The organism is Marinobacter sp. G11 (assembly GCF_021282325.1).
GTDB lineage: Bacteria > Pseudomonadota > Gammaproteobacteria > Pseudomonadales > Oleiphilaceae > Marinobacter > Marinobacter vinifirmus.
On sequence record NZ_JAJSPB010000009.1, the window covers coordinates 45,222 to 65,793 of the forward strand.

Annotated in this window: 17 protein-coding genes and 1 pseudogene; 3 read left to right on the forward strand and 15 right to left on the reverse strand. The window is 60.6% G+C overall.

Annotation, left to right across the window (positions count from 1 at the left end; all coding sequences use genetic code 11):
* Window positions 1-212: 212 nt before the first annotated feature.
* From tpx to LWH94_RS07985, 4 genes are all read right to left on the reverse strand, one after another.
* The gene (tpx, locus tag LWH94_RS07970; RefSeq protein WP_232901814.1) at window positions 213-713 is read right to left on the reverse strand and encodes a thiol peroxidase; all 501 of its coding nucleotides are present in this window, start codon (window positions 711-713) and stop codon (window positions 213-215) included.
* Window positions 714-1,041: 328 nt separating this feature from the next.
* The gene (locus tag LWH94_RS07975) at window positions 1,042-2,259 is read right to left on the reverse strand and encodes a multidrug effflux MFS transporter (RefSeq protein WP_232901815.1); all 1,218 of its coding nucleotides are present in this window, start codon (window positions 2,257-2,259) and stop codon (window positions 1,042-1,044) included.
* 233 nt (window positions 2,260-2,492) lie between these two features.
* Window positions 2,493-3,404, reverse strand: coding sequence for a LysR family transcriptional regulator (locus LWH94_RS07980; RefSeq protein WP_232901816.1), 912 nt, complete (start codon window positions 3,402-3,404; stop codon window positions 2,493-2,495).
* A gap of 236 nt (window positions 3,405-3,640) precedes the next feature.
* Entirely contained in the window at window positions 3,641-4,792 is a 1,152-nt protein-coding gene (locus LWH94_RS07985; protein ID WP_232901817.1) for an alpha/beta fold hydrolase, read from the reverse strand.
* A gap of 182 nt (window positions 4,793-4,974) precedes the next feature.
* On the opposite strand from LWH94_RS07985, the gene LWH94_RS07990 reads away from it, so the two are divergent.
* On the forward strand, window positions 4,975-5,868 hold the full coding sequence (locus tag LWH94_RS07990; RefSeq protein WP_232901818.1) for an acyltransferase: 894 nt from the start codon (window positions 4,975-4,977) through the stop codon (window positions 5,866-5,868).
* A 14-nt stretch (window positions 5,869-5,882) separates the two neighbouring features.
* Here LWH94_RS07990 and LWH94_RS07995 read toward each other — a convergent pair whose 3' ends face one another.
* The 10 genes and pseudogenes from LWH94_RS07995 to folE all read right to left on the reverse strand — a co-directional run bounded on the left by LWH94_RS07995 (window position 5,883) and on the right by folE (window position 17,168).
* Window positions 5,883-7,868 carry a ribonuclease R family protein gene (locus tag LWH94_RS07995; RefSeq protein WP_232901819.1) on the reverse strand — a complete coding sequence of 662 codons (1,986 nt, stop codon included), beginning with the start codon at window positions 7,866-7,868 and terminating at the stop codon, window positions 5,883-5,885.
* Window positions 7,869-7,939: 71 nt separating this feature from the next.
* On the reverse strand, window positions 7,940-9,658 hold the full coding sequence (locus tag LWH94_RS08000; protein ID WP_199456137.1) for a sensor domain-containing diguanylate cyclase: 1,719 nt from the start codon (window positions 9,656-9,658) through the stop codon (window positions 7,940-7,942).
* Between the two features lie 135 nt (window positions 9,659-9,793).
* A complete protein-coding gene (locus LWH94_RS08005; RefSeq protein WP_232901820.1) occupies window positions 9,794-10,243 on the reverse strand; it encodes a DUF411 domain-containing protein in 450 nt (149 codons plus the stop codon).
* 126 nt (window positions 10,244-10,369) lie between these two features.
* Window positions 10,370-12,982 carry a heavy metal translocating P-type ATPase gene (locus LWH94_RS08010; protein ID WP_232901821.1) on the reverse strand — a complete coding sequence of 871 codons (2,613 nt, stop codon included), beginning with the start codon at window positions 12,980-12,982 and terminating at the stop codon, window positions 10,370-10,372.
* Window positions 12,982-13,419, reverse strand: a complete 438-nt coding sequence (locus LWH94_RS08015) for a MerR family transcriptional regulator (RefSeq protein WP_232901822.1) — start codon at window positions 13,417-13,419, stop codon at window positions 12,982-12,984. Before LWH94_RS08015 ends, LWH94_RS08010 begins: the two co-directional genes overlap by 1 nt.
* Before the next feature lie 163 nt (window positions 13,420-13,582).
* On the reverse strand, window positions 13,583-13,903 hold the full coding sequence (locus LWH94_RS08020; protein ID WP_094624988.1) for a hypothetical protein: 321 nt from the start codon (window positions 13,901-13,903) through the stop codon (window positions 13,583-13,585).
* 51 nt (window positions 13,904-13,954) lie between these two features.
* A pseudogene (locus tag LWH94_RS08025) lies at window positions 13,955-15,421 on the reverse strand (putative bifunctional diguanylate cyclase/phosphodiesterase); the annotation flags it as partial.
* A gap of 323 nt (window positions 15,422-15,744) precedes the next feature.
* Entirely contained in the window at window positions 15,745-16,182 is a 438-nt protein-coding gene (locus LWH94_RS08030) for a CoA-binding protein (RefSeq protein ID WP_232901823.1), read from the reverse strand.
* A complete protein-coding gene (gene folX / locus LWH94_RS08035) occupies window positions 16,183-16,575 on the reverse strand; it encodes a dihydroneopterin triphosphate 2'-epimerase (RefSeq protein WP_022990348.1) in 393 nt (130 codons plus the stop codon). It lies immediately after the preceding gene.
* Between the two features lie 23 nt (window positions 16,576-16,598).
* Window positions 16,599-17,168, reverse strand: coding sequence for a GTP cyclohydrolase I FolE (folE, locus tag LWH94_RS08040; protein WP_022990349.1), 570 nt, complete (start codon window positions 17,166-17,168; stop codon window positions 16,599-16,601).
* Between the two features lie 175 nt (window positions 17,169-17,343).
* Here folE and LWH94_RS08045 point away from each other — a divergent pair, with 175 nt between their 5' ends.
* The gene (locus tag LWH94_RS08045) at window positions 17,344-18,267 is read left to right on the forward strand and encodes an alpha/beta fold hydrolase (protein ID WP_232901824.1); all 924 of its coding nucleotides are present in this window, start codon (window positions 17,344-17,346) and stop codon (window positions 18,265-18,267) included.
* Here the strand turns inward: LWH94_RS08045 and LWH94_RS08050 are convergent.
* Window positions 18,224-19,339 carry a GGDEF domain-containing protein gene (locus tag LWH94_RS08050; RefSeq protein ID WP_232901825.1) on the reverse strand — a complete coding sequence of 372 codons (1,116 nt, stop codon included), beginning with the start codon at window positions 19,337-19,339 and terminating at the stop codon, window positions 18,224-18,226. The genes LWH94_RS08045 and LWH94_RS08050 overlap by 44 nt on opposite strands.
* Before the next feature lie 147 nt (window positions 19,340-19,486).
* On the opposite strand from LWH94_RS08050, the gene LWH94_RS08055 reads away from it, so the two are divergent.
* The gene (locus LWH94_RS08055; RefSeq protein ID WP_058342099.1) at window positions 19,487-20,569 is read left to right on the forward strand and encodes a patatin-like phospholipase family protein; all 1,083 of its coding nucleotides are present in this window, start codon (window positions 19,487-19,489) and stop codon (window positions 20,567-20,569) included.
* Window positions 20,570-20,572: the final 3 nt, after the last annotated feature.

Below are 20,572 nucleotides of genomic sequence, written 5' to 3' on the forward strand. Positions count from 1 at the left end.
CGGGATTCTAACAGGTCTGGCTTTTGGTGCATGCAAAGGGGAGGGGATGGCTTTCCAAAACACGCTCCTTCGGCACATCCATGTGACGCTTGAGCTCCGCCATCCATGGCTCCGCACAGTTTTGGAAAGCCATCCCCTCCCCTTCGTCCCAGCACTGGGGGGAAACCGCCATCACTCCAGAGCGAGAGGCGGTTCGGTCGGGGCTGGGGGTATCAAAGTACTTTCAGCGCCGCATCATAATCCGGCTCGTTCTTGATCTCGCTGACCAGTTCGCTGTGGATAACTTTGTTGTTCTCGTCCAGTACCACGACCGCACGGGCGCACAGGCCGGCGAGGGGGCCGTTCTGGATGGCTACGCCGTAGTCTTGCTGGAAGGCGTAGTTGCGGAAGGTGGAGAGGGTTTCCACGTTGTCCAGGCCTTCGGCGCCGCAGAAGCGGGAGGCGGCGAAGGGTAGGTCGGCGGAGACGACGAGGACGACGGTGTTGTCGAGGCCGCCGGCTTTTTCGTTGAATTTGCGGGTGCTGGCGGCGCAGACGCCGGTGTCGATGCTGGGGATGATGTTCAGGATTTTGCGTTTGCCGGCCCAGTTATCGAGTTTCACTTCTTCCAGGCCGCTGCTGGTGAGTGTGAAGGGGGCTGCGTTGTCACCGGGCTGGGGGAATTTGCCGTCGATTTCGATGGGGTTGCCGTCCAGGGTTACGTTGTTCGCCATGGTTTGCTCCTTGCTGATTGGTTTCGGGAATTTGTACTTACTCTATGTAGCCTAGTTTGGATGAGTTTTCATCCATGCGGTTTGTAGGGGTTTAGAGAAAGGGGAGAGGGCTTGGTTGGGGGACGGCGTTTCGAAAAACGCTCAAGCCATCCGTGGGCGCTTCTGCTCCGCCTCTCAGTGCTAATTGCTCCTGCGTCGCACTGAGAGTCCTGGGCAGGCCATCCCTGGCCAGCCCGTGAAGCGCTATCGCGCTCCACCCACGGCTCCGCAAATTTTCGAAACGCCGTCCCCCAACCAAGCCCCTGTCATTACCGGAACGCGTCCAGTACTACTTTGCAGCAGCCTGGGTTTCGAAGTCTTGTGCCGGGTAACGCTGCACCATCAGCAGATAGCCGATTAAGCCCAGGGCGCCACAGGTGGCGATGATGCTTGCCATGACCAGTGGCGTGCCATCGTGTAGATGGCCGACGAGCGCACCTGCGGTGGCGGCGGCACTCATCTGGATGAAGCCAAGAAGCGCAGAGGCGGAGCCGGCCATGGTGGGGTGGTTGGCCAGGGCGCCGGCCATGGTTTGGGGCAATACCATGCCGGTGCCAACCATGAACAGGGTCTGGGGCAGGATGACCGCCCAGGGGCTGTAAATCTGGTTCCAGGCCAGTAAGGCCATGGCCATTCCCGCCGCTACGGTGGTTACCAGGCCGTAGAGCAGGACCTGGTCCGGGTGGAGCTGATTGGTTAGCCGGATGGACGTCATGTTGCCCAGCAGGTAGCCGCCGGCAGTCACTGCAGTGTACAGGCCGAAATGTTCCGGGGCCACGCCCAGAACATCAATCAGAACGAACGCTGAGCCGGACAGGAACGCGAAGATACCGCCGTAAATTGCAGCGCTGGTGAGGGTATAACCTACGAATGTCAGGTCGGCGCTGACTTTGCGGTAGTTACGCAACAGGCTGCCCAGGCGAAAAGGCTGACGGTTGTTCTGGCTTAGTGGTTCCGGGATGCCGATGGCGATGATGGCGATCATGATCAGGGCATAGCCGGCCATGACCGTAAAGATCCAGTGCCAGTCCATATGGGCGACAATCAGCCCGCCAAACGTTGGTGCGATTGCCGGTGCCAGCGCCATCATGCCGCCCAGCATAGCCAGGATTTTGGCGGCGTCTCTCGGTTGATAGACGTCACGAACGATGGCTCTTCCCAGCACCGGGCCGGCAGAGCCGCCCAAGGCCTGCAAAAAGCGGAACATCTGCAGGGACTCTATATTGCTGGCCAGCGCGCAGCCTATGCTGGCCACGGCGAACAATACCATGCCGCCAATCATGACCGGCTTACGGCCGAAGCGGTCAGCCAAGGGGCCGCAAATCAGTTGGGCTATAGCAAACCCGACAACATACAGGCTGAGGGTCAGCTGTACCTGATCGGTTCCAGCACCAAAGTCACTGCCAATCTGGGGAAGTGCAGGCAGGTACATGTCCGTAGCCATAGGGCCCAGAGCCACGGCAGCCGCCAGCAGAATGGTTGTCCAGATACTTGTCAGTGCGAGCATGGTTTATGTGGGGCCCATGATGATGTTTGCGAGGCAGGTGTGGGGACGTCCTTCCGAAACTGTGCGGAGCCATGGATGGCGGAGCTCAAGCGTCACATGGACGTGCCGAAGGAGCGTGTTTCGGAAGGACGTCCCCACACCTGCCGACCTATTGCGAAGTGGAAGTCTAGGACGATAAGCCCCCAAAAATAACAGCCCGAGCTTTCATGCAATACATGAATGAAATTGATTGATTAATTGTTCAGCCCATTCATGGTGGCTGCGACGGAGTTCAGCTGGTTACGAACCCAGCGGTGAGCGGGGTCGGTCTGGTGGCGGCGGTGCCAGAGCATGAGCAGGGTAAACGGGTTGTACTGGAACGGCAGCGGCACGTACTCGAAGTCCCGCATCAGGCCATTGCTCATGCGTTCGGGGGCCGAGGCCAGGAGAGTGGTGCCTTTGAGGAACGCTGGCAACCCGGAGAAGTTGGACACCGTCACCGCGCTGTGCCGGTTCATGCCGCGGGCTTCCATGGTGCTGTCGAGCCCTGGTTTTTCGCCGGTGGCGAACAGCACGGTGATGTGGTCCGCGGCCATGTACTCCTTCAGATCCGCCGGCGCTTGCCGTTCGTTCTGGTCATAGAACACCACCATCCGGTCTGCCATCAGGCCCCGCTGCATGATGTCTGTGGCCTCCGGCGCGAACGGACTGATCACCAGGTCACAGGCCTCCTTGCGCAGCAGATCGGCATTGGGAATGCCGGAGGGAATCACCTGCAAATGAATCCCCGGCGCCTGCTCCCGCAGAATCCCGGCCAACCCCGGCAGCAACAAATCCCGCTGATAGTCGTTGGCGGCAACGGTAAACGTAAACTCCGCCGTCGCCGGATCAAACGGCGGCCCGGAAGGCAGCGTGCGTACATCGTCCAGCAACTGCCGGATATGAGGCCCGGTGCGCAAGGCATAGTCCGTAGGCACAATCCCCCGCCCGGACTTCACAAACAACGGATCCCCGAACGCCTGCCGAAGCCGGTCCAGGGTATGACTCACCGCCGACTGACTGACCCCAAGCCGAACCGCTGCCCGAGAGACACTCCCCTCGTCCAGCACAGCCAGAAAGGTCACCAGCGACCGCAAGTCCAGGTTCAATATATCAATGGATTTCATGGATGGAAGTTTAGGGCAGGAAAGCCCCTAAGTCATGGCGGTAAGATCAAAAACGCAGGTAGCACGAAGAGCAAAAGGGCCCGAAAGCAGTCAGCGGAGGCATGTGGCAGGGTTAGGCCTTCCAAAAATGTGCGGAGCCATGGATGGCGGAGCAGAAGCGCCACAGGGAAGTGCCGCAAGGAGCTTTTTTTGGAAGGCCTAACCCTGCCATATGCCGGCAATCTCCATAACCCAATTTAGTCAGACCGAACCGAAAGCCACTCCGCAAGCTCCAACCACGAAGCCCGCGGCGCCTTGCTCCCCGCCAGGATCCCCATATGCCCACCCGGTGCCACCCGGAACGTCTTGTCCGCAGAGCTGACATGGTCCATCACCCGCTTTGCCGCCCCCGGCGTCGCCAACGTATCCTCCTGGCCGGCAATCGCCAGTAAGTTGGCATTCACATTCTCCAGCCGCGCAAAATCCTCACCAATCTGAATTTGCCCCTTCGCCAGCTGGTTATCAATCCACACCCGCACCACCGTGTCCTGAATCACCCCGCCCGGGTAGGCCACCATCCGGTCCAGGAAAGCCGACGTCGTGGCATGGTTAGTCACAAACTCCCGGTCACCCAGGCGCACCAGCAGCTCCCAGTAACCCATCACACTGCCTACCGGATTGGTCAGCTTGAAGCCGATGGTATTGGCCCAGCCAGGGGTGTAGAACCAGTGGGGTTTCAGGTCATGCAGCTTGAACCCGGTACGCTTGCGCACCACCTCCGCCACATCGGCAATGCGCTGGTACATCCAGCCAATGGCGCCCGAAGCATGGCTGTCGATGGGCAGGCCCAGCACGATGGCGTTGCGGATATGTTGGTCTTTGCTTAAAGCGGAATAGAACAGGGTAAACATGCCGCCCATGCTCCAGCCATGCAGCGACAACTCCTGCTCGCCACTGTGCTCGCGCACCCGGTTCAGGTAGGCCGGCAGCAACTCCGCCACATAGGTGTGCATGTTGTAGTGGGTGTGCTCCCGTTTGGGGATGCCCCAGTCAATCAGGTACACCTCGAAGCCCTTGGCCCGCAGGAACCGCACCAGGCTGCGCTGGGGGAACAAATCGTAGATCAGCATGTTCACCGCCAGGGGCGGGATGATCACAATCGGGGTGCGGTGGGTTTTCCGTTCTACCGGAATCACCATGCCGTCCAGCTCGATGAAGTCCTCCTGCAGCGGCGGGTAATAACGCAGGCTCACCAGGCCGTCACTGTGCAGGGTTTCGAACGGGGTTTGCCCGGCCTGTACCAGGCTGGCGGCGCGGAATACCCGGTCAAAGGCATTGCCGGCGTAGAGTGCACCCTGCCGGGTGAGACCGGAGGCGGTATTGCGGACCGTTTTCAGAACACTGGGCATGGGCCTTCCATCATCGACTGCTGTTCAGGGAATGGGGTAAGGATAGGGCGGCAGTGGTGCCGGCACCATGGCAAATCCGTCACAGATGACCGGCACAATGGTCACTTCGGGCCACTGCCCAAGTGCCCCGGCGATTGCTATGATGCAGGCCTTCGGAACCAATAACCTATAACAGGATTACCATGCTGAGCTTTCTGCCTGCGCCCCTGATCGGCATTCTCAATTCCATACTGCTGGGCATCAACACCCTGTTCTGGTGCCTGCTGCTGTACATTCCCGCCATCCTGAAGCTGATCGTGCCCCACAAGGGCTTCCGGGTGCTGTGCACCAAGGCCATTATCTGGGTGTCGGAATCCTGGGTGGCCTGCAATACCGGCTGGATGAAACTGACCCAGGGTACCCGCTGGCAGGTGACCGGGGCGGAAAACCTCAAGCGCGAAAGCTGGTATCTGGTGCTGAGTAACCACCAGAGCTGGGTGGATATCCTGGCCATGCAGCGGGTATTCAACCGCCGGGCGCCGTTTCTGAAGTTCTTTCTCAAGCAGCAGCTGATCTGGGTGCCGGTGATCGGCCTGGCCTGGTGGGGCCTGGATTTCCCGTTCATGAAGCGCTACAGCCGGGAATACCTGATCAAGCATCCGGAAAAACGCGGTGACGACCTGATTGCCACCCGCAAGGCCTGCGAGAAATTCCGCTATACCCCGGTCAGCGTGATGAACTTTGTTGAAGGCACGCGCTTTACCCAGGCCAAGCACGATAAACAGAAATCACCCTACCAGCACCTGCTGGTGCCGAAGGCGGGCGGAGCGGCGTTTGTGCTGGATGCCATGGGCGATTCCATCGACACGCTGGTGGATGTCACCATCGCCTATCCGGCCGGAGCGCCCACCTTCTGGGACTTCCTGTGTGGCCGGGTGCCGGAGATCCAGCTGAATATCAGTACCCGGAGCATTCCCGAGCACCTGAAAGGGCGGGACTACTCCAGCGATGCCGAGCATCGCCGGAACGTGAAAGACTGGCTGGGCGAACTTTGGCGCGCCAAGGATGAGCGTCTGTCCAGAATGCTGGAGAAGTAAGTACGAGGGCGGCGTCAGCCGCCCTCTTTGTCTGTACCGGTGGGGATTTCTTCGGCGCTCAGCAGCTTGAAGTTGATCTGCCGGCGCTCGTCGTCCACCCCGGTAAAGCTCACGGTTACCCGCTGTTCCAGCTGGAAGATGCGGCCGTTCTTGTTGTGCACCAGGCGCAGGGTGACCGGGTCAAAGCTGAACTTTCCGTCCAGGTCCTTGCAGCTGACAAAGCCTTCCAGGCCGTTGCAATCCAGTCGTACAAAGAAGCCGGAGGGCATGGTGCGACTGATGGTGCCGTCCATGGGGTCTTCCGGCAGGGTCTTGGCGTAGTCTGCTTTCAGCCAGGTTTCCAGGGTGTTGGCAGCCTGGCGGGCCCGGAACTGGGTGCTCTGCAGGGCTTCCAGCTGCTGGCTGTTCAGGGCCTTGATGGGGCAATCCCAAAGCGCAGACTTGATCAGCCGGTGCACGTAGAAGTCCGAGAACTTGCGCAGCGGCGAGGTAAAGGTGGTGTAGGCGGCCAGCCCCATACCCTGGTGGGGCGCGGCTTCAAAACCCAGCTCCGCCCGGGCCAGCTGGCGGGACAGAATGGATTTAACCGGTACTTCCGCTTCCAGTTGCTCGGTGTGTTTCATCAGGGCCTTGAAGCCCTCGGCGGTGCTGGCATCGTGCTCAGCCAGGTGCGGCGCGTAGCCTTCCAGCAGCTTGCGGATGTTGTCGGCCCGATCGTCCCGCAGGCCCGGGTGCTGGATAAACAGCCCTTGCCCCTGCTGGTTCAGGAAGTCAGCGGCGCAGCGGTTGGCCGCCACCATGCACTCTTCCACCAGCCGGTGTGCTTCGTTCTGGACCGCAGGCTCGATCAGCCGGATGCGCTTGTTCTCGTCCAGCCGCAGGCGGAATTCCGGCCGGTCGTTGCTCAGCAGTGCGTGTTCGGCGCGCCATTTACGCAGGGCGGTGGCGGCCTGGTGCAGCTGGTCCAGGCTGTTGGCCACGGCGTCTGGCAGAGCCTTGATATCGTCGTCTTCCCGGCCTTCAATCAGGTGCGAGACCAGCTCGTAGCTGAGCTTACCCTTGGAGCAGATCGTGGCCTGGTGAAAGCTGTAGTCACCCAGGCTGCCATCGTTGTTCACCTGCAGGTCGCACACCAGCGCCAGCCGGGGTACATCCGGCATCAGTGAGCACAGGCGGGTGCTGATGGTGTCTGGCAGCATGGGCAGCGGCTCGCCCGGGAAGTAGATTGCCGTGGCCCGGTTGAAGGCTTCTTCCTCGGCCGGGCTGCCCGGTTCAATCATCGCCGTCGGGTCGGCAATGGCAATGGACAGAGTCCAGCCGGTGGCGTTGGGTGTGGCCATCAGGGCATCGTCCATGTCCTGGGTGCCCGGGCTGTCGATGGTTACATAGGGCTGTGCGGTGCGGTCTTCGCGGCCATCGGTATGGGCGGAAACAGACTCTTCGCCCAGGGCATCGGCCTGCTTCTGCACTTCGTCCGGCCAGGCGTCGGCCAGGTCGAAGTTGGCCAGGGTGAAGGCCCGTTCGATGCCCGGTTCACCGGCCTTGCCGATAACCCGCAGTACCTTGGCCTGGCCCTTGCCGTCCTTGAACGGGTGGCGATGAATCTGGCAGTAGATGAAGTCGTCCGGCTGGGCGTTCATGCGTTCTTTCGGCGGAATGAAGATCCAGCGGTTGATGCCCGGGGTTTCCGGCGCCACAAAGTGGCCCTTGCCCTTGATCAGGTAACGGCCCACGAAGGTGGTCAGGTGCGATTCCAGAAGCTCGTCCACCACGCCCTGGGTTTTGCCCTTTTCCACTTCCTGTTCGGTAACGTTTACACGGTCGCCGGGCAGCACCTTCTGCATTTCCTCGGGCGGCAGGAACACGTCCCGTCCTTCATCCAGGGCCACAAAGCCGAAGCGCCCATTGGTGGGCTTGACGGTACCCGGGAAGACCACCTTGTTCTGCTTGATATCGGTTTTCAGCTGGCGCAACTGATTGAGAGCGTCGGCATTGAGCATGGAGAAATAACCTGGCTAAAAATGTGTGATGCAGCGGAGTATAACGGTTCTGCCAGAGGGAGTCAGATCTGTCAGGCCGGATGAAAGGCTTCGCCCGTCGGCGAGAGGATGCAGACCCGGTTCCGGCCTTTTTTCTTGGCTTCGTACAGGGCTCGGTCGGCAGTGCGCAGCAGGGTATCGAAATCTTCACCAGGCTGGCAGTAATAGCCGCCCACGCTGATGGTAACCGGTGTTCCGCTACGCTTGCTTTCCCGCTCGACACCGGCGCGAATACGGCAGGCAATCTGCTCCAGTGTGGTGGCATCGCACGGTGACAACAGTACCACGAACTCGTCACCGCCCCAGCGCCCGGGGTGGTCATAAGGCCGAACAGCTGCTTTCAGCCAGAGTGCAACCCGACACAGGATCTGGTCACCGGCCTGGTGGCCCTGGCTGTCGTTGATGGCCTTGAAGTGATCAATGTCCAGCCATAGCAAGCCGAAGCCTTTTTGCTCCCTCTCAGCGCGTTGAATCTCCTCATTCATGGCTTCGTCGAGCCCCCGGCGGTTTTTCAGGCCGGTCAGGGCATCAACCCGGGCCAGGCGCTGCAGTTCCTCGGTGCGTTGCGCCACCTTCTGCTCAAGATCGCGGGTGGTATCCCGCAGGGAATGGGACATCTTCTCGAAATGGTCTACCAGGCGGCCAATCTCGTTGTCTGGCTTGGGCAGGTAGGGCAGGTCAAAGCGGCCGTCCCCTAACCGGTGCACGGCTTCCTCAAGGCTGACCACCGGCCGCAGGATACGGGACTGGATGATCAGGTGGAACAGCACCAGTGTCACCAGAAGGCTGACCAGGAACACCGATATCAGCGGCCAGAGATAGCTTCGGGGAATCAGCGCATCCAGGTCGAGCAGGGTAATCTCGAACCAGCCGATGGCGGGCAAAAAGGCTACGCCGGCGAGGTGTTTGCGACCGTCCACCGTAACGAATCCGCTTTCTACCGCGCCGTATTCGCCATTGCGCTGTTTAAGAAGCTGCAGCATGCCGAGAATTTGCTGTTTGTCCTGGGGGGCGTCGAACAGCAGGTCTACGGTGTTCTTCTGGCCTTCCGGTTTGATGATGGTGGCAAAGTCGATGTAGTTGCGATCCCGGTAGAGCTGGATGGCACCGTTGTAGTCCACGAACAGGGTGGTGATGCCTTCCTGGCCGATATCGACTATGTCTTGCAGAAAGTCGTCCAGGTTCAGGCCGGTGCCGACCATGCCGACGATGTTGTTGTCTTCGTCACGCATGAGTGCATCGATCCAGAGCTTGGTAACGCCCAGCTCGGTGTCGGGATTGACGTTCAGGTGAAAATCCCGGCCTTCCTCGATCAGCTGGAAAAACCAGGTGTCGTCGGGCTTGTCCGGATTCAGGGTATAACGATACTGGTTGCCGGCGTAGTCGTTGTCAGCGTTGTTGTAGTAGTAATGGCCGTTACCACGCAGCGCCACAAAGTAGCTGTTATCGCGGAAGTTGCTGCGGAAGCTCTCCATCTGACGGATGGCCTGGGCTTTCAGTTTCGGGTCTTCCGGTGACCGGGCCCACTGAATCAGGGCCGAGGAACTGGCCATCTGCCGGGCCAGCCCGATTTCCCGTTCCAGGGACTGCAGCAGCCGGGCGCTGTCGTAGCGCACCTGGATCTCGGCCACCTGCTGGCCCCAGCGCTCAATAATGTCTTCCGATAACGCCCGGTAGGCCAGCCAGGAAGCGGTACCTGCCGCGACGATCAACAGCGCAGCCAGCCCGAGAATGCGGGTTTTGAGGCTCAAAATGTTTCCTTGCCAGTATTGTTCTGAATCCATGTTCCATCATAGAACAGTGCGGGGCTGTCGTGTAGAAAAAATAGGCAGATTTCGGGCGCAGGTGTGCAACCTGCGCCCGACACAGCCCCGAAGGGCGAACCATCAGTTGTGTTGATTAAAGATCCGGGTCTGGCCCTGTTCATTGAACAGAATCACCTTGTAGTGATCTTTCCGGTCGCCCATTTCCATACCCGGAGAGCCTGCCGGCATGCCGGGCACGCTCAGGCCGGTAGCTTTGGGTGCCTCGGCAAGCAGGCGCTTGATATCGTCTGCCGGTACATGGCCTTCAATCACATAGCCGTCCACAAAGGCGGTGTGGCAACTGCCCAGGCCCGGAATCAGCCCGGCTTCGGCCTTGATCTTGCCCATGTCGTTACTGTTGGTGGCGGTTACCTCGAAGCCGTTCTCTTCCAGATGGTCGATCCAGTCGCCGCAGCAGCCACAGGTGGGCGATTTGTATACATGGATGCTCTGGGCGGCACCGCCAGCCAGGGCGGTTGTGGAAAAACCCATTGCAACAATCAGGCCAAGGGCCAGGGTGTGTTTTTTCATGGCGGTTACCTCAGTGTTGGTGTTCTTCGTTATTGCCAGATTTTCTGCCAGAGCCGGGCAGCCAGAACCACCAGACAATGGCGGCCATCAGGGCGACTCCTGTGGCATTGACCAGAAACGCTGCCATCAGTTCTGCTCCCTTTTTTCAGACGAGTGTGCCGGTTTGTGGCTGGTCTTGAACAACCGCAGCCGGTTGGCGTTGGTCACCACGGTGACCGACGACAGTGACATGGCGGCGCCGGCCAGGATCGGACTCATCAGGATGCCCCAGACAGGGTAGAGCAGGCCCGCAGCCACCGGAATACCCAAGGAGTTATAGATGAAGGCGCCGAACAGGTTCTGGTGAATGTTCTTCACCGTCGCCCGGGAGATCTCGATAGCGTCCGGTACCCCGTGCAGGGAGCCGCGCATCAGGGTGATCGATGCGCTTTCAATGGCCACATCGGTACCGGTGCCGATGGCAAAGCCGACATCGGCCGCCGCCAGTGCCGGGGCATCGTTGATGCCATCGCCGACCATGGCCACGGTGTAGCCTTTGCCCCGCATTTCGCTCACCACCTCGGCCTTGTCCTCGGGCAGCACCTCGGCCCGGTAGTCATCGATGCCAGCCTTGGCCGCAATGGCTTTGGCGGTGGCGTCGACATCACCGGTGACCATCATCACCTTGATGCCGGCGTCGTGTAGTCGCCGGATAGCGGCTTCGGAATCCGGTTTGATGGCATCGGCCACGCCGATAACACCCAGCACTTGTTGCCCTGATGCGAGGAACAGCGGTGTGCCGGCTTCCCGGGTAATGGCTTGGGCGGCTTCATTCAGGGCGTCTACAGACAGCCCTTCGGCTTCCAGCCAGCGCCGGTTACCCAGACGCACTGTTTCGCCGTTAAATTCACCTTGAACACCTTTACCGTTCAACGCTTCAAAGCCGTTGACGGCTTCCACGGAGACCTCATCTTCTTTGGCACGCGCCAGAATCGCCTCCGCTAAAGGGTGCTCGGAATGCTGCTCCAGCCCGGCGGCCAGCGCCAGCAACCGGTTTTCATCGCCATCGACGGCATGCACCCGGGTGACCGCCGGATGGCCTTCGGTGATGGTGCCGGTCTTGTCCAGAATCACCAGGTCAATCTTGCCGGCGGTCTGCAGGGCATCGCCCTGGCGAATCAGGGCACCGTACTCTGCTGCCTTGCCGACACCGACCATCACCGACATGGGCGTGGCCAGGCCTAACGCACAGGGGCAGGCAATGATCAGTACTGTGGTGGCGGCCACCATCATGTGCACTACCGCCGGCTCCGGCCCGACGTTGTACCAGACCAGCGCCGACACTACGGCAATCAGCATCACCGAGGGCACGAACACGGAAGAAATCTTGTCCGCCAGCCGCCCGATGGCAGGCTTGGAGCCCTGGGCCTTCTTCACCAGCTTGATGATCTGCGCCAGCGCGGTCTCGCTGCCCACTCGGGTGGCTTCGTAAATGATTGAGCCGTGGGTATTCAGGGTGCCGGCAGAGACTTCATCGCCTTCGCCCTTGCTCACCGGCATGGGCTCGCCGGTCAGCATGCTTTCATCGATACGGGTGGAGCCCTCGGCAATCACCCCGTCCACCGGCAGCTTCTCGCCCGGGCGTACCCGGATGCGATCGCCTTTCTGCACGTCTTCCACCGGAATGTCCTGCTCCTGGCCATCGCGGATCACCCGGGCCGTCTTTGCCCGCAAATCCAGCAGCCGGCGCACCGCCTCCGAGGTCTTGCCCTTGGCCCGCAGCTCCAGCGCCTGGCCCAGGTTGATCAGGCCGATAATCATCGCCGAGGCCTCAAAATACACATGCCGCGCCATCTCCGGCAGCGCCTCCGGCACACTGGCCACCACCATCGAATACAGCCAGGCGGTACCGGTACCCAGGGCAATCAGCGTGTCCATATTGGCGTTATGGTGTTTGAACGCCTTCCAGGCCCCGGTATAGAAATGCCCGCCAGTGGCAACCATCACCCCCAGGGTGAGAATACCCAGATTGATCCAGGTAAGCTGATTGGCCTCGGTCACCATCATCGACCCGAAGCCCATGCCCCAGATCATCAGCCCAAGGCCCAGCCCCAGACTGATGGCCATCTTCACCAGCAGCACCTTGTACTGCTTCTTGTCCTCTTCCTGCTTGCGATCGTCTGCCGCATCCGGGTCTTCAATCACCCGCGCGCCGTAACCGGCGCTCTCCACCGCATTAACCAGTGCCTGCGGGTCGGCATCTCCGCTGGCGGTGGCGGTGTTATCCGCCAGGTTCATATGGGCGTGGGTTACCCCGGGCACCGACATCAGGGCTTTCTCGATAGAGTTCACACAGGAGGCACAAGTCGCCCCGGTCACCGCCAACACCACCGCATCGCTATCGGCCGGCACCTCAGTTGCGCTCGCAGCCTCTGCTGCCGGCTCATCCGGCTTGTGGGTTTCTTCCTGCGCCTTGCTGCTACAGCAGGACGTGGTTTTCTTCGACGCACAACAGCTGCCGAACTCCGCCCCCGGCTCGGCAATGGCCTCTGCCGGATAACCCGTCTCCGTCACAATCCGCGCCGCCTCGGCCACATCCACGCCCTCAGGCAGGGCCACCGTCTGTGCCTCGAGATTCACCTCAACCAGCTCGGTACTACCGGCCAACGGCTCCAGGGCATTGCGAATCTTCTTCGCACACCCCTGACAAGACGCCCCGGAAATCGACAGTGCTGTTCTCAGAACCGGTGCTTCACCCATCACTCACTACTCCCACAGCAAGACCCGGCAGAAGGATCATCCCAATGCTCGATCAACCGACAAATCGTATGCCCGTCCGGCGTCCCATCCGGCATCTCCTGCCAGGCCGACAACGCCGACACCATCCGCTTGCGCAACAACTGCAACTCCGCAATCTCCCGCTCAACCTCCGCCAGCCGTTGCGTGAACACATCCCGCACCATGGGGCAGGGCGAATGATGATCATCCGCCTGCTCCAGAATCTGTCGGACCTCCGGCAACGAAAAACCCAGTTGCCGCGCCTTCCGGGCAAACCGCAACCGCCGCAGATCCTCGGCATCATAAAGCTGATAGTTGTTATCCGGATTCCGCACCGGACGCAGCAGACCTTCCCGGGTGTAGAACCGGACGGTATCCGGGTTAACCCCGGCGGCGGTGGCGATTTCTTTGACTTTCATAAGCAACGTCCAGCGTTCAGGAAGCAGGGTTTTGAATCCACGAATCAAGTCAGCGGAGTGCTGGTGCGGGGCTACCCCCGTGCCAGCGCGGCAAACTCACTACGTTGAAGGATAGACTAAAACCTGTGACCAACTCACAGGTCAAAGGTTTCAGAAAAGGAAATCAGGAAGAGGAATTTTTAGAGCGAAGAAACACACCACAAGACTTGCACTGATCAGGCGCCATCAGCTTCGCCTGCCAGCCGATCTTCTCGCCACAGGCCGGACACCGAAGCCGAAGCTGAAGCACAACAATCGGCGCCACCAGCAACGCCAGCAACACCCCCAGTGAACCCCAGTCATCGCCGGAAGAAATCCCCAGCTGACTGCTGAACACCAACACCACAATCAACGCCACAAACGCGAAGACAAAATAATTGCGATTCCACCGCTCCCAGCGGCGAAGCTTCGCATCCTGCTCCGGAGTCAGATACCTGGCAGACATAACAACCACCCGAAAAGAATTTACCGGAAGTTTGCAGCCAGCGGCAGGCAATTACAATCGGGAAATGGCCGGCTCACGGGCGAATGGTGCTTCCACCATGATGGAACTCTCCAGCTCCTCCGGCGGCACCGGATGATTGATCAGGAAACCCTGGGCCAGATTGCAGTGGTGCCGGCGCAGGAAATTCAGCTGGTCCCGGGTCTCCACACCTTCGGCCACCACCCGGATGCCCAGGTTGTGCGCCAGGTTGATCACCGCCCGGGTAATCACCGCATCATCGTGGCGGCTGGTCACCTCGGTGATAAACGACCGGTCAATCTTCAGCATATCCACCGGGAAATCCCGCAGGTAGCCCAGCGACGAATAGCCCACCCCGAAATCATCAATGGCCAGGTGCACACCCAGCTGGTGCAACTGGCGTAGCTGATTGAGGTTGTGCTCGATATTCTGGATGAAAATCTCCTCGGTCAGCTCCACCTCCAGCATGGCCGGGTTCACCTGCTCGGCCAGCAGGGTGTCCCGGATATGGGCCACCAGGGACTCATCGTCCAGCTCCCGACCGGACAGGTTGACGGCAATCCGGAGGTTCTCGCAGGGCGTGCCTTTCCAGCGCGCCAGCTGGCGGCAGGCGGCCAGGACTACCCAGCGGCCGATCTCGGTAATGCGGCCGCTTTCCTCCGCCAGGGGAATGAACTCACAGGGTGCCAGCAAGCCCCGGCGCGGGTGCTGCCAGCGAATCAGTGCCTCGACGCTGGTTACCTCGTTGGAGTCCAGATCGAGCTGGGGCTGGTAGTACAGAACGAATTCGTTATTGGCCAGGGCCTGGCTCAGATCCTTGTCCAGTTCCAGCCGCATCACCTCCCGGTCCTGCATGCCTTCCATATAGAACTGATAGGTGTTGCGGCCCTGCTCCTTGGCCCGGTACAGGGCAATGTCGGCGTTGCGCAGCAGGGTGTCGGCATCCAGGCCGCTCTGGGGATACAAGGCCACGCCCATGGTGGCGGTAATGCTGTGGCGTTCGCCCTGAACCTCGAACGGCTCCTGGAAGCACTGGCTGATTTGCCCCAGCAGATGAATGACATCATCGATATCGTCGACCTGTTGCTGGCACACCATAAACTCGTCACCGCCGGAATAGGCCACCAGCACCAGCTCGTCGCTGAGGCGGTTCAGCCGTTCCGACACGCTAATCAGCAGTTCGTCGCCAAACTGGTGGCCGAGGGTATCGTTGAGCATCTGGAAGCGGTCAAGGTCGAGCAGGATCAGCGCTGCCTGGCGCATCTGCCGGTCGGCAATGCCGAGGGTATGGACCAGGTCTTCCATAAAGAAGCGGCGGTTGGCCAGGCCGGTGAGGGTGTCGGTGGATTCCAGCCGTTCCAGGTCTTTCTGCACGGCTTTGCGCTGGTCGATCTCCCGCTCCAGCTCTTTACGGGTTTTCAGCAGGGCCTGGTTGCGCCGGAGGATGGCCTGGACCAGCACCGTGGTCAGGCTGGTGAGCAGCCCGAGCAGGAACAGGCTGGCGAAGATAATCCGGACGTGACGGCTGTCTTCCTCGATCAGCCCGCTGCGCAGCCAGAAGCCGACGGCCAGGAATACCATCAGAATTAGCACAGGGAACGCCGGGCTCATCAGAGCACGCACGATCGGTTTCAAGGCTGTGTCATTGCCCGGCATACTTCTCAACCACATGGCTCGGCCAATCTTATGATTATTATGGGACCACGGATCACCCCCCGAAGGGGGTGCGGATACAATCGCTGCAGGCTAGGTTATGACAGGCTGGGCAAACGGGTAACAGTTGTTCGCCCAAACTGTGACAGGCCTCTTGGTTCGAGCGGGAATCAGCGGCCGGATGCGGGTGTGGCAATGCCCAGTTTCGGAATTTCCTGCATCGGGCAGCGATCCATGACCACTTTAAGCCCTGCGGCTTCCGCTCGGGCAGCACCGTCTTCGTTGATCACGCCAATCTGCAGCCAGAGCACCGGGATTTTCTGTTCGATGGCCTGGTCGATCACCGCATCGGTGCGCTCCGGAGCCAGGAACAGGTCTGCCATGTCGACCGGCTCGGGCAAGGAGGCCAGGTCGGCATACACGGTCTCGCCGAGAATTTCCTGGCCGGCTAGTCTCGGGTTTACCGGAATCACCCGGTAACCGTGGCCTTGCAGGTTTTCCATCACCTCATGGGAGGGGCGGTTGGCTTTCTCGCTGGCGCCCACCAGGGCAATGGTGCGGACGGTCTCGAGAATTTCGCGAACCTGTTCAGGGCTGTTACGGGACATTCAGAGTTCCTTGTGGGTTTCACGACGGGCTTCAAGGCAAACAGAAACCGACTCCGCATAGCGTAGCGCATGGGGCTTGTCGATCTCGACACTGGCCCAGTTTACCGCCTTGTGTTCCATCACAATAGCCAACACTTCGTGGGTCAGCCGCTCCAGCAGGGCAAACCGGTTGCCATCCACGTGGCCGATGATCTGCTTGGTGATGGTGCGGTAATTGAGTGCGGCGGAGATCTCGTTCTGTTCGATGGCCTCGGAGGCATCGTAGGTCAGGCAAACGTTGATCACCACATCCTGCTGGTTGTTGATCTCTTCATCCTTGATGCCGATGTAGGCGCGCAGCAGCAGGTTTTTGATGCGGACACGGGCCAGGTGGTCGCCGGTTACGTTTGCCATGGGTTCTCCTGTCGTTCGTGCTGTCAGTGGTTGCTGCTGATCAGGTTCAGAAACTCGGTACGGGTTGCCTGGGATTTGCGGAACTGCCCCAGCATCATTGAGGTCTTCATACGGGAGTTCTGCTTCTCGACACCGCGCATCATCATGCACATGTGCTGGGCTTCGATCACCACCGCCACGCCCTTGGCACCGGTCACGCTTTCCACGGCTTCGGCAATCTGGCGGGTCAGGTTTTCCTGGATCTGCAGCCGGCGGGCATACATATCCACAATGCGGGCGAACTTGGACAGGCCCAGCACCTTGCCCTGGGGCAGGTAGGCGATGTGGCACTTGCCGATGAAGGGCAGCATGTGGTGCTCACACATGCTGTACAGTTCGATGTCCTGCACCACCACCATTTCGTCCATGGCAGATTCGAACACGGCGTTGTTCACCAGGTCCTGAAGGTCCTGCTGGTAGCCCCGGGTCAGGAACTGCATGGCCTTGGCGGCACGCATGGGTGTGTCTTTCAGTCCTTCGCGTTCGGGGTTCTCGCCCAGGCCGTCAAGGATGGAGTAATAATGACCGGCCAGGTCATCGAGGGGTAGAGTCATAATGGTTTCCGGTAGTCTGTGCCTAACAAGGGCCAAAGCTTAAGGGAATTCGGGCCGTATCTCCATGCTTTACGATACCTCAGCCGGAACAGACCAGTGCGCTGCCGGCCGGGCTATGGCCGTTGCTGGCGCTTTCATCTAAAGTGACAGGCTTGGAATGTGTCAGGGATCTGCCATGGAACAGCTTACGACCGGGGCTGGCGTTTCCGCCGCCGGTAAACAGGACATATCGACCCTGGATGGCTGGCAGCAGGCCGGCAAATGGTTCAGCTACGGCGGCCACGCCATATTCAGCCGCATGGCCGGCCAGGGTGAGCCGCTGGTGTTGCTGCACGGTTTTCCGACCGCCAGCTGGGACTGGAGCCGGGTGTGGCCGATGCTGGCCCGGCACTACAACCTGCTGACCGTGGATATGCTGGGTTTCGGGTTTTCCGACAAGCCCCGCAACTACCGCTACAGCATTGAAGACCAGGCAGACCTGGTTCAGGGCTGGATAGAAGGCCTGGGCCTGCCCGGCATTCACCTGCTGGCCCATGATTACGGTTCCACCGTGGCCCAGGAACTGTTGGCCCGGGACCAGGAAGGCGGCCTTGGCTTTACCGTCGACAGCCTGTGCCTGCTGAACGGCGGCATCTTCCCGGAAGTGCACAATCCCCTGTTAATCCAGCGCGTATTGGGCAGCCCTTTAGGCGGACTGATCAGCCGGGGCCTGACCCGCAGCATGTTCGAGCGCAACTTCTGCCGGCTGTTCGGCTCCCGCAACCCTCCTGGCCAGCAGGAAATGGACGAATTCTGGCACCTGCTGACCTACAACAACGGCCGCGGCATCCTGCATGAGCTGATTCACTTTATGGAGGAGCGGCGGTGCCACCGTAACCGCTGGGTGGGGGCACTGCAGAATGCCCGCCAGCCGATGCGGCTGATCTCGGGCACGGCGGATCCGGTGTCCGGTGCCGGTATGGTTCGGCGTTACCGGGAACTGATTACCGATGCAGATGTGGTCACCCTGAGAAATGTGGGCCATTACCCCCACTTCGAGCAGCCCTGGGATGTGTTTACGGCGTATCGGGCGTTCCGGAAGCAGCGGGCCCTGAGCTGACCGGTTGCAACGGTGCCGGTGACCGCTGCCATGGCTCCGGCGGCATCGGGGGCTGTCGGCTGGCTGGCGCCAGCACCACCTGGTTGCGGCCCCGGGCCTTGGCTTCATACAGCGCCTGGTCGGCGCGGTTGAGCCACACAGACCAGGTTTCACCCCGTTCGACTTCGGCAATGCTGGCGCTGGCGGTTACCCGGATGTCGTCCAGAAATGGCCGGGCGCTGATACTGGTCAGTAATTGCTGGGCCAGGGTATGGGCGTCTTTCTGTCGGGTTTCCGGCAGCACCACCATGAATTCTTCGCCGCCGATGCGGAACAGCTGGTCGTTCTGGCGCAGCCGTTTGCGCACCCTGCCGGCCATTTCCTTCAGTACCCGGTCGCCGGCCAGGTGGCCCCACTGGTCGTTGATGTTCTTGAAATAGTCCAGGTCGATCAGCACCAGGCTGGACACCCGCTCATAGCGCTCCCGCATCTGGATCTGGCTGTTCAGCACATCGGCCAGTTGCGAGCGGTTCAGGCAGCCGGTGAGTGGATCGGTGGTGGCCAGCCGGGTCAGTTCCTGCTGCAGACGCCCCACCAGCCAGGCAAAGATCATGGCAAACAGGCAGCTGAGCCCGAGCGAAAAGGTAATGCGCCAGAAGTCCGCCTCGGGGAACTGCAGGAACGACACCACCGCCATAACTGCGACAAAAATGACGTTGCAGACGATAGCTTCCTTGATGGGGAGCAGGAAGAACAGGGCGATGGCCGCCGGATAGGCCCAGTACAGGCCGGCGTGGCCGTTGATGGCCGTGGAGTAGGCCGCGCAGACGACAGCCAGCAGGGGGAACAGCCGGCCTTTCAGAAAGTAGGTGTTGCGAAACCGCAAAAACAGCAGGACCAGTGCGGCATTGGCGCAGAAGAATACCAGCAGGGCAGACAGCAACAAATTGCCGTGCTGCCACTGCACCATCACCAGCGGGGCAACGGCAATAAAGGCCCAGAAATGCAGGTGGTACACCAGCTGCCGTCGAAAACCCAGTACCGCCAGGGTAGGGTTGGTGGTTGCCGTCCCCGGCGGGGCAGATTGATTCACCGCTTGCTCCTGCTGCAGTCCTGCTTCCTTGGAAGGTTTTCGATCGAGTCTAGCACGCAGATCCGGCGTGCCAAGGAAAAAGCCGGTTTTCTTGGCTGCTGCAGCCCGGGTTCGTTAAACTCCCCGCACTTCCAGAGGAACAACAGAATGACGGCAATACATATCAAACAGCCGGCGTTGACCATTCGCGTTGGACGGCGGGCACTGAACCGGTTGCAGCAAAAACCGCTGGGTCCGGAAGACGTACACGTTATCCCCGGTGCTGCCGGTGGCCCGAAAGCCCTGGGCCTCAGCGGCCTGGATAAAGCGATCTTTGGCGACTGGCTGCCCCGGGTGGAACAGGAACGGGCGCTGATCGGCTCGTCGATCGGTAGCTGGCGCTTTGCGGCGGTGGCCTCCTCCGATGACCCCCGGGCCCAGCTGGCAAAGCTGGCGGAGCTTTACACCAGCCAGCGCTTTGCCAAGGGCGTCAGTGCGGCGGAAGTGACCCGCAAGAGCATCCTGTTCCTGGAGGAGTTGCTGGGTGGTCGTGAGGACTACCTGCTCAACCATCCCTGGTACCGCCTGAATGTGGTGGTGGTGCGCAGCCGGGGTTTTCTGGAGCACGACACCCGGGGCCGGCTAGGTCTGGGGCTGATGAGTGCCATCAGTGCCAATATGGTAAGCCGCCGGCACCTGGGCCGTTATATGGAACGGGGCATTCTGCACGATGGCCGGGTACGGGCACCGGTGTCTAAACTGGTGGATTTTCCCAGCCACGAAGTGCCCCTGACCCGGGAAAACCTGCTGCCGGCGTTGCTGGCCTCCGCGTCTATTCCGCTGGTGATGTCCGGTGTCCGCAATATTCCGGGTGCGCCGGAGGGGGTGTATCGGGATGGCGGGCTGCTGGATTACCACCTGGACCTGCCCTACGAGCAGCCCGGGGTGATTCTCTACCCGCACTTTACCGACAAGGTGGTGCCCGGCTGGTTCGACAAGACCCTGCCCTGGCGCCGGGGTGACGCCACCCGGCTGCAGGATGTGTTGCTGGTGTCACCGTCCCGGGAGTATCTGGACAGCCTGCCGAACCGCAAACTGCCGGACCGCAAGGATTTCGAGAAATACCTGGGCGATGACGAAGGTCGTGAACGGGACTGGCGCAAGGCCATCGCCGAGAGCGACCGGCTGGGTGACGAGTTCCTTGAACTGCTGGAAACCGGCCGCCTGATGGACCGGCTCCAGCCGCTTTGACCG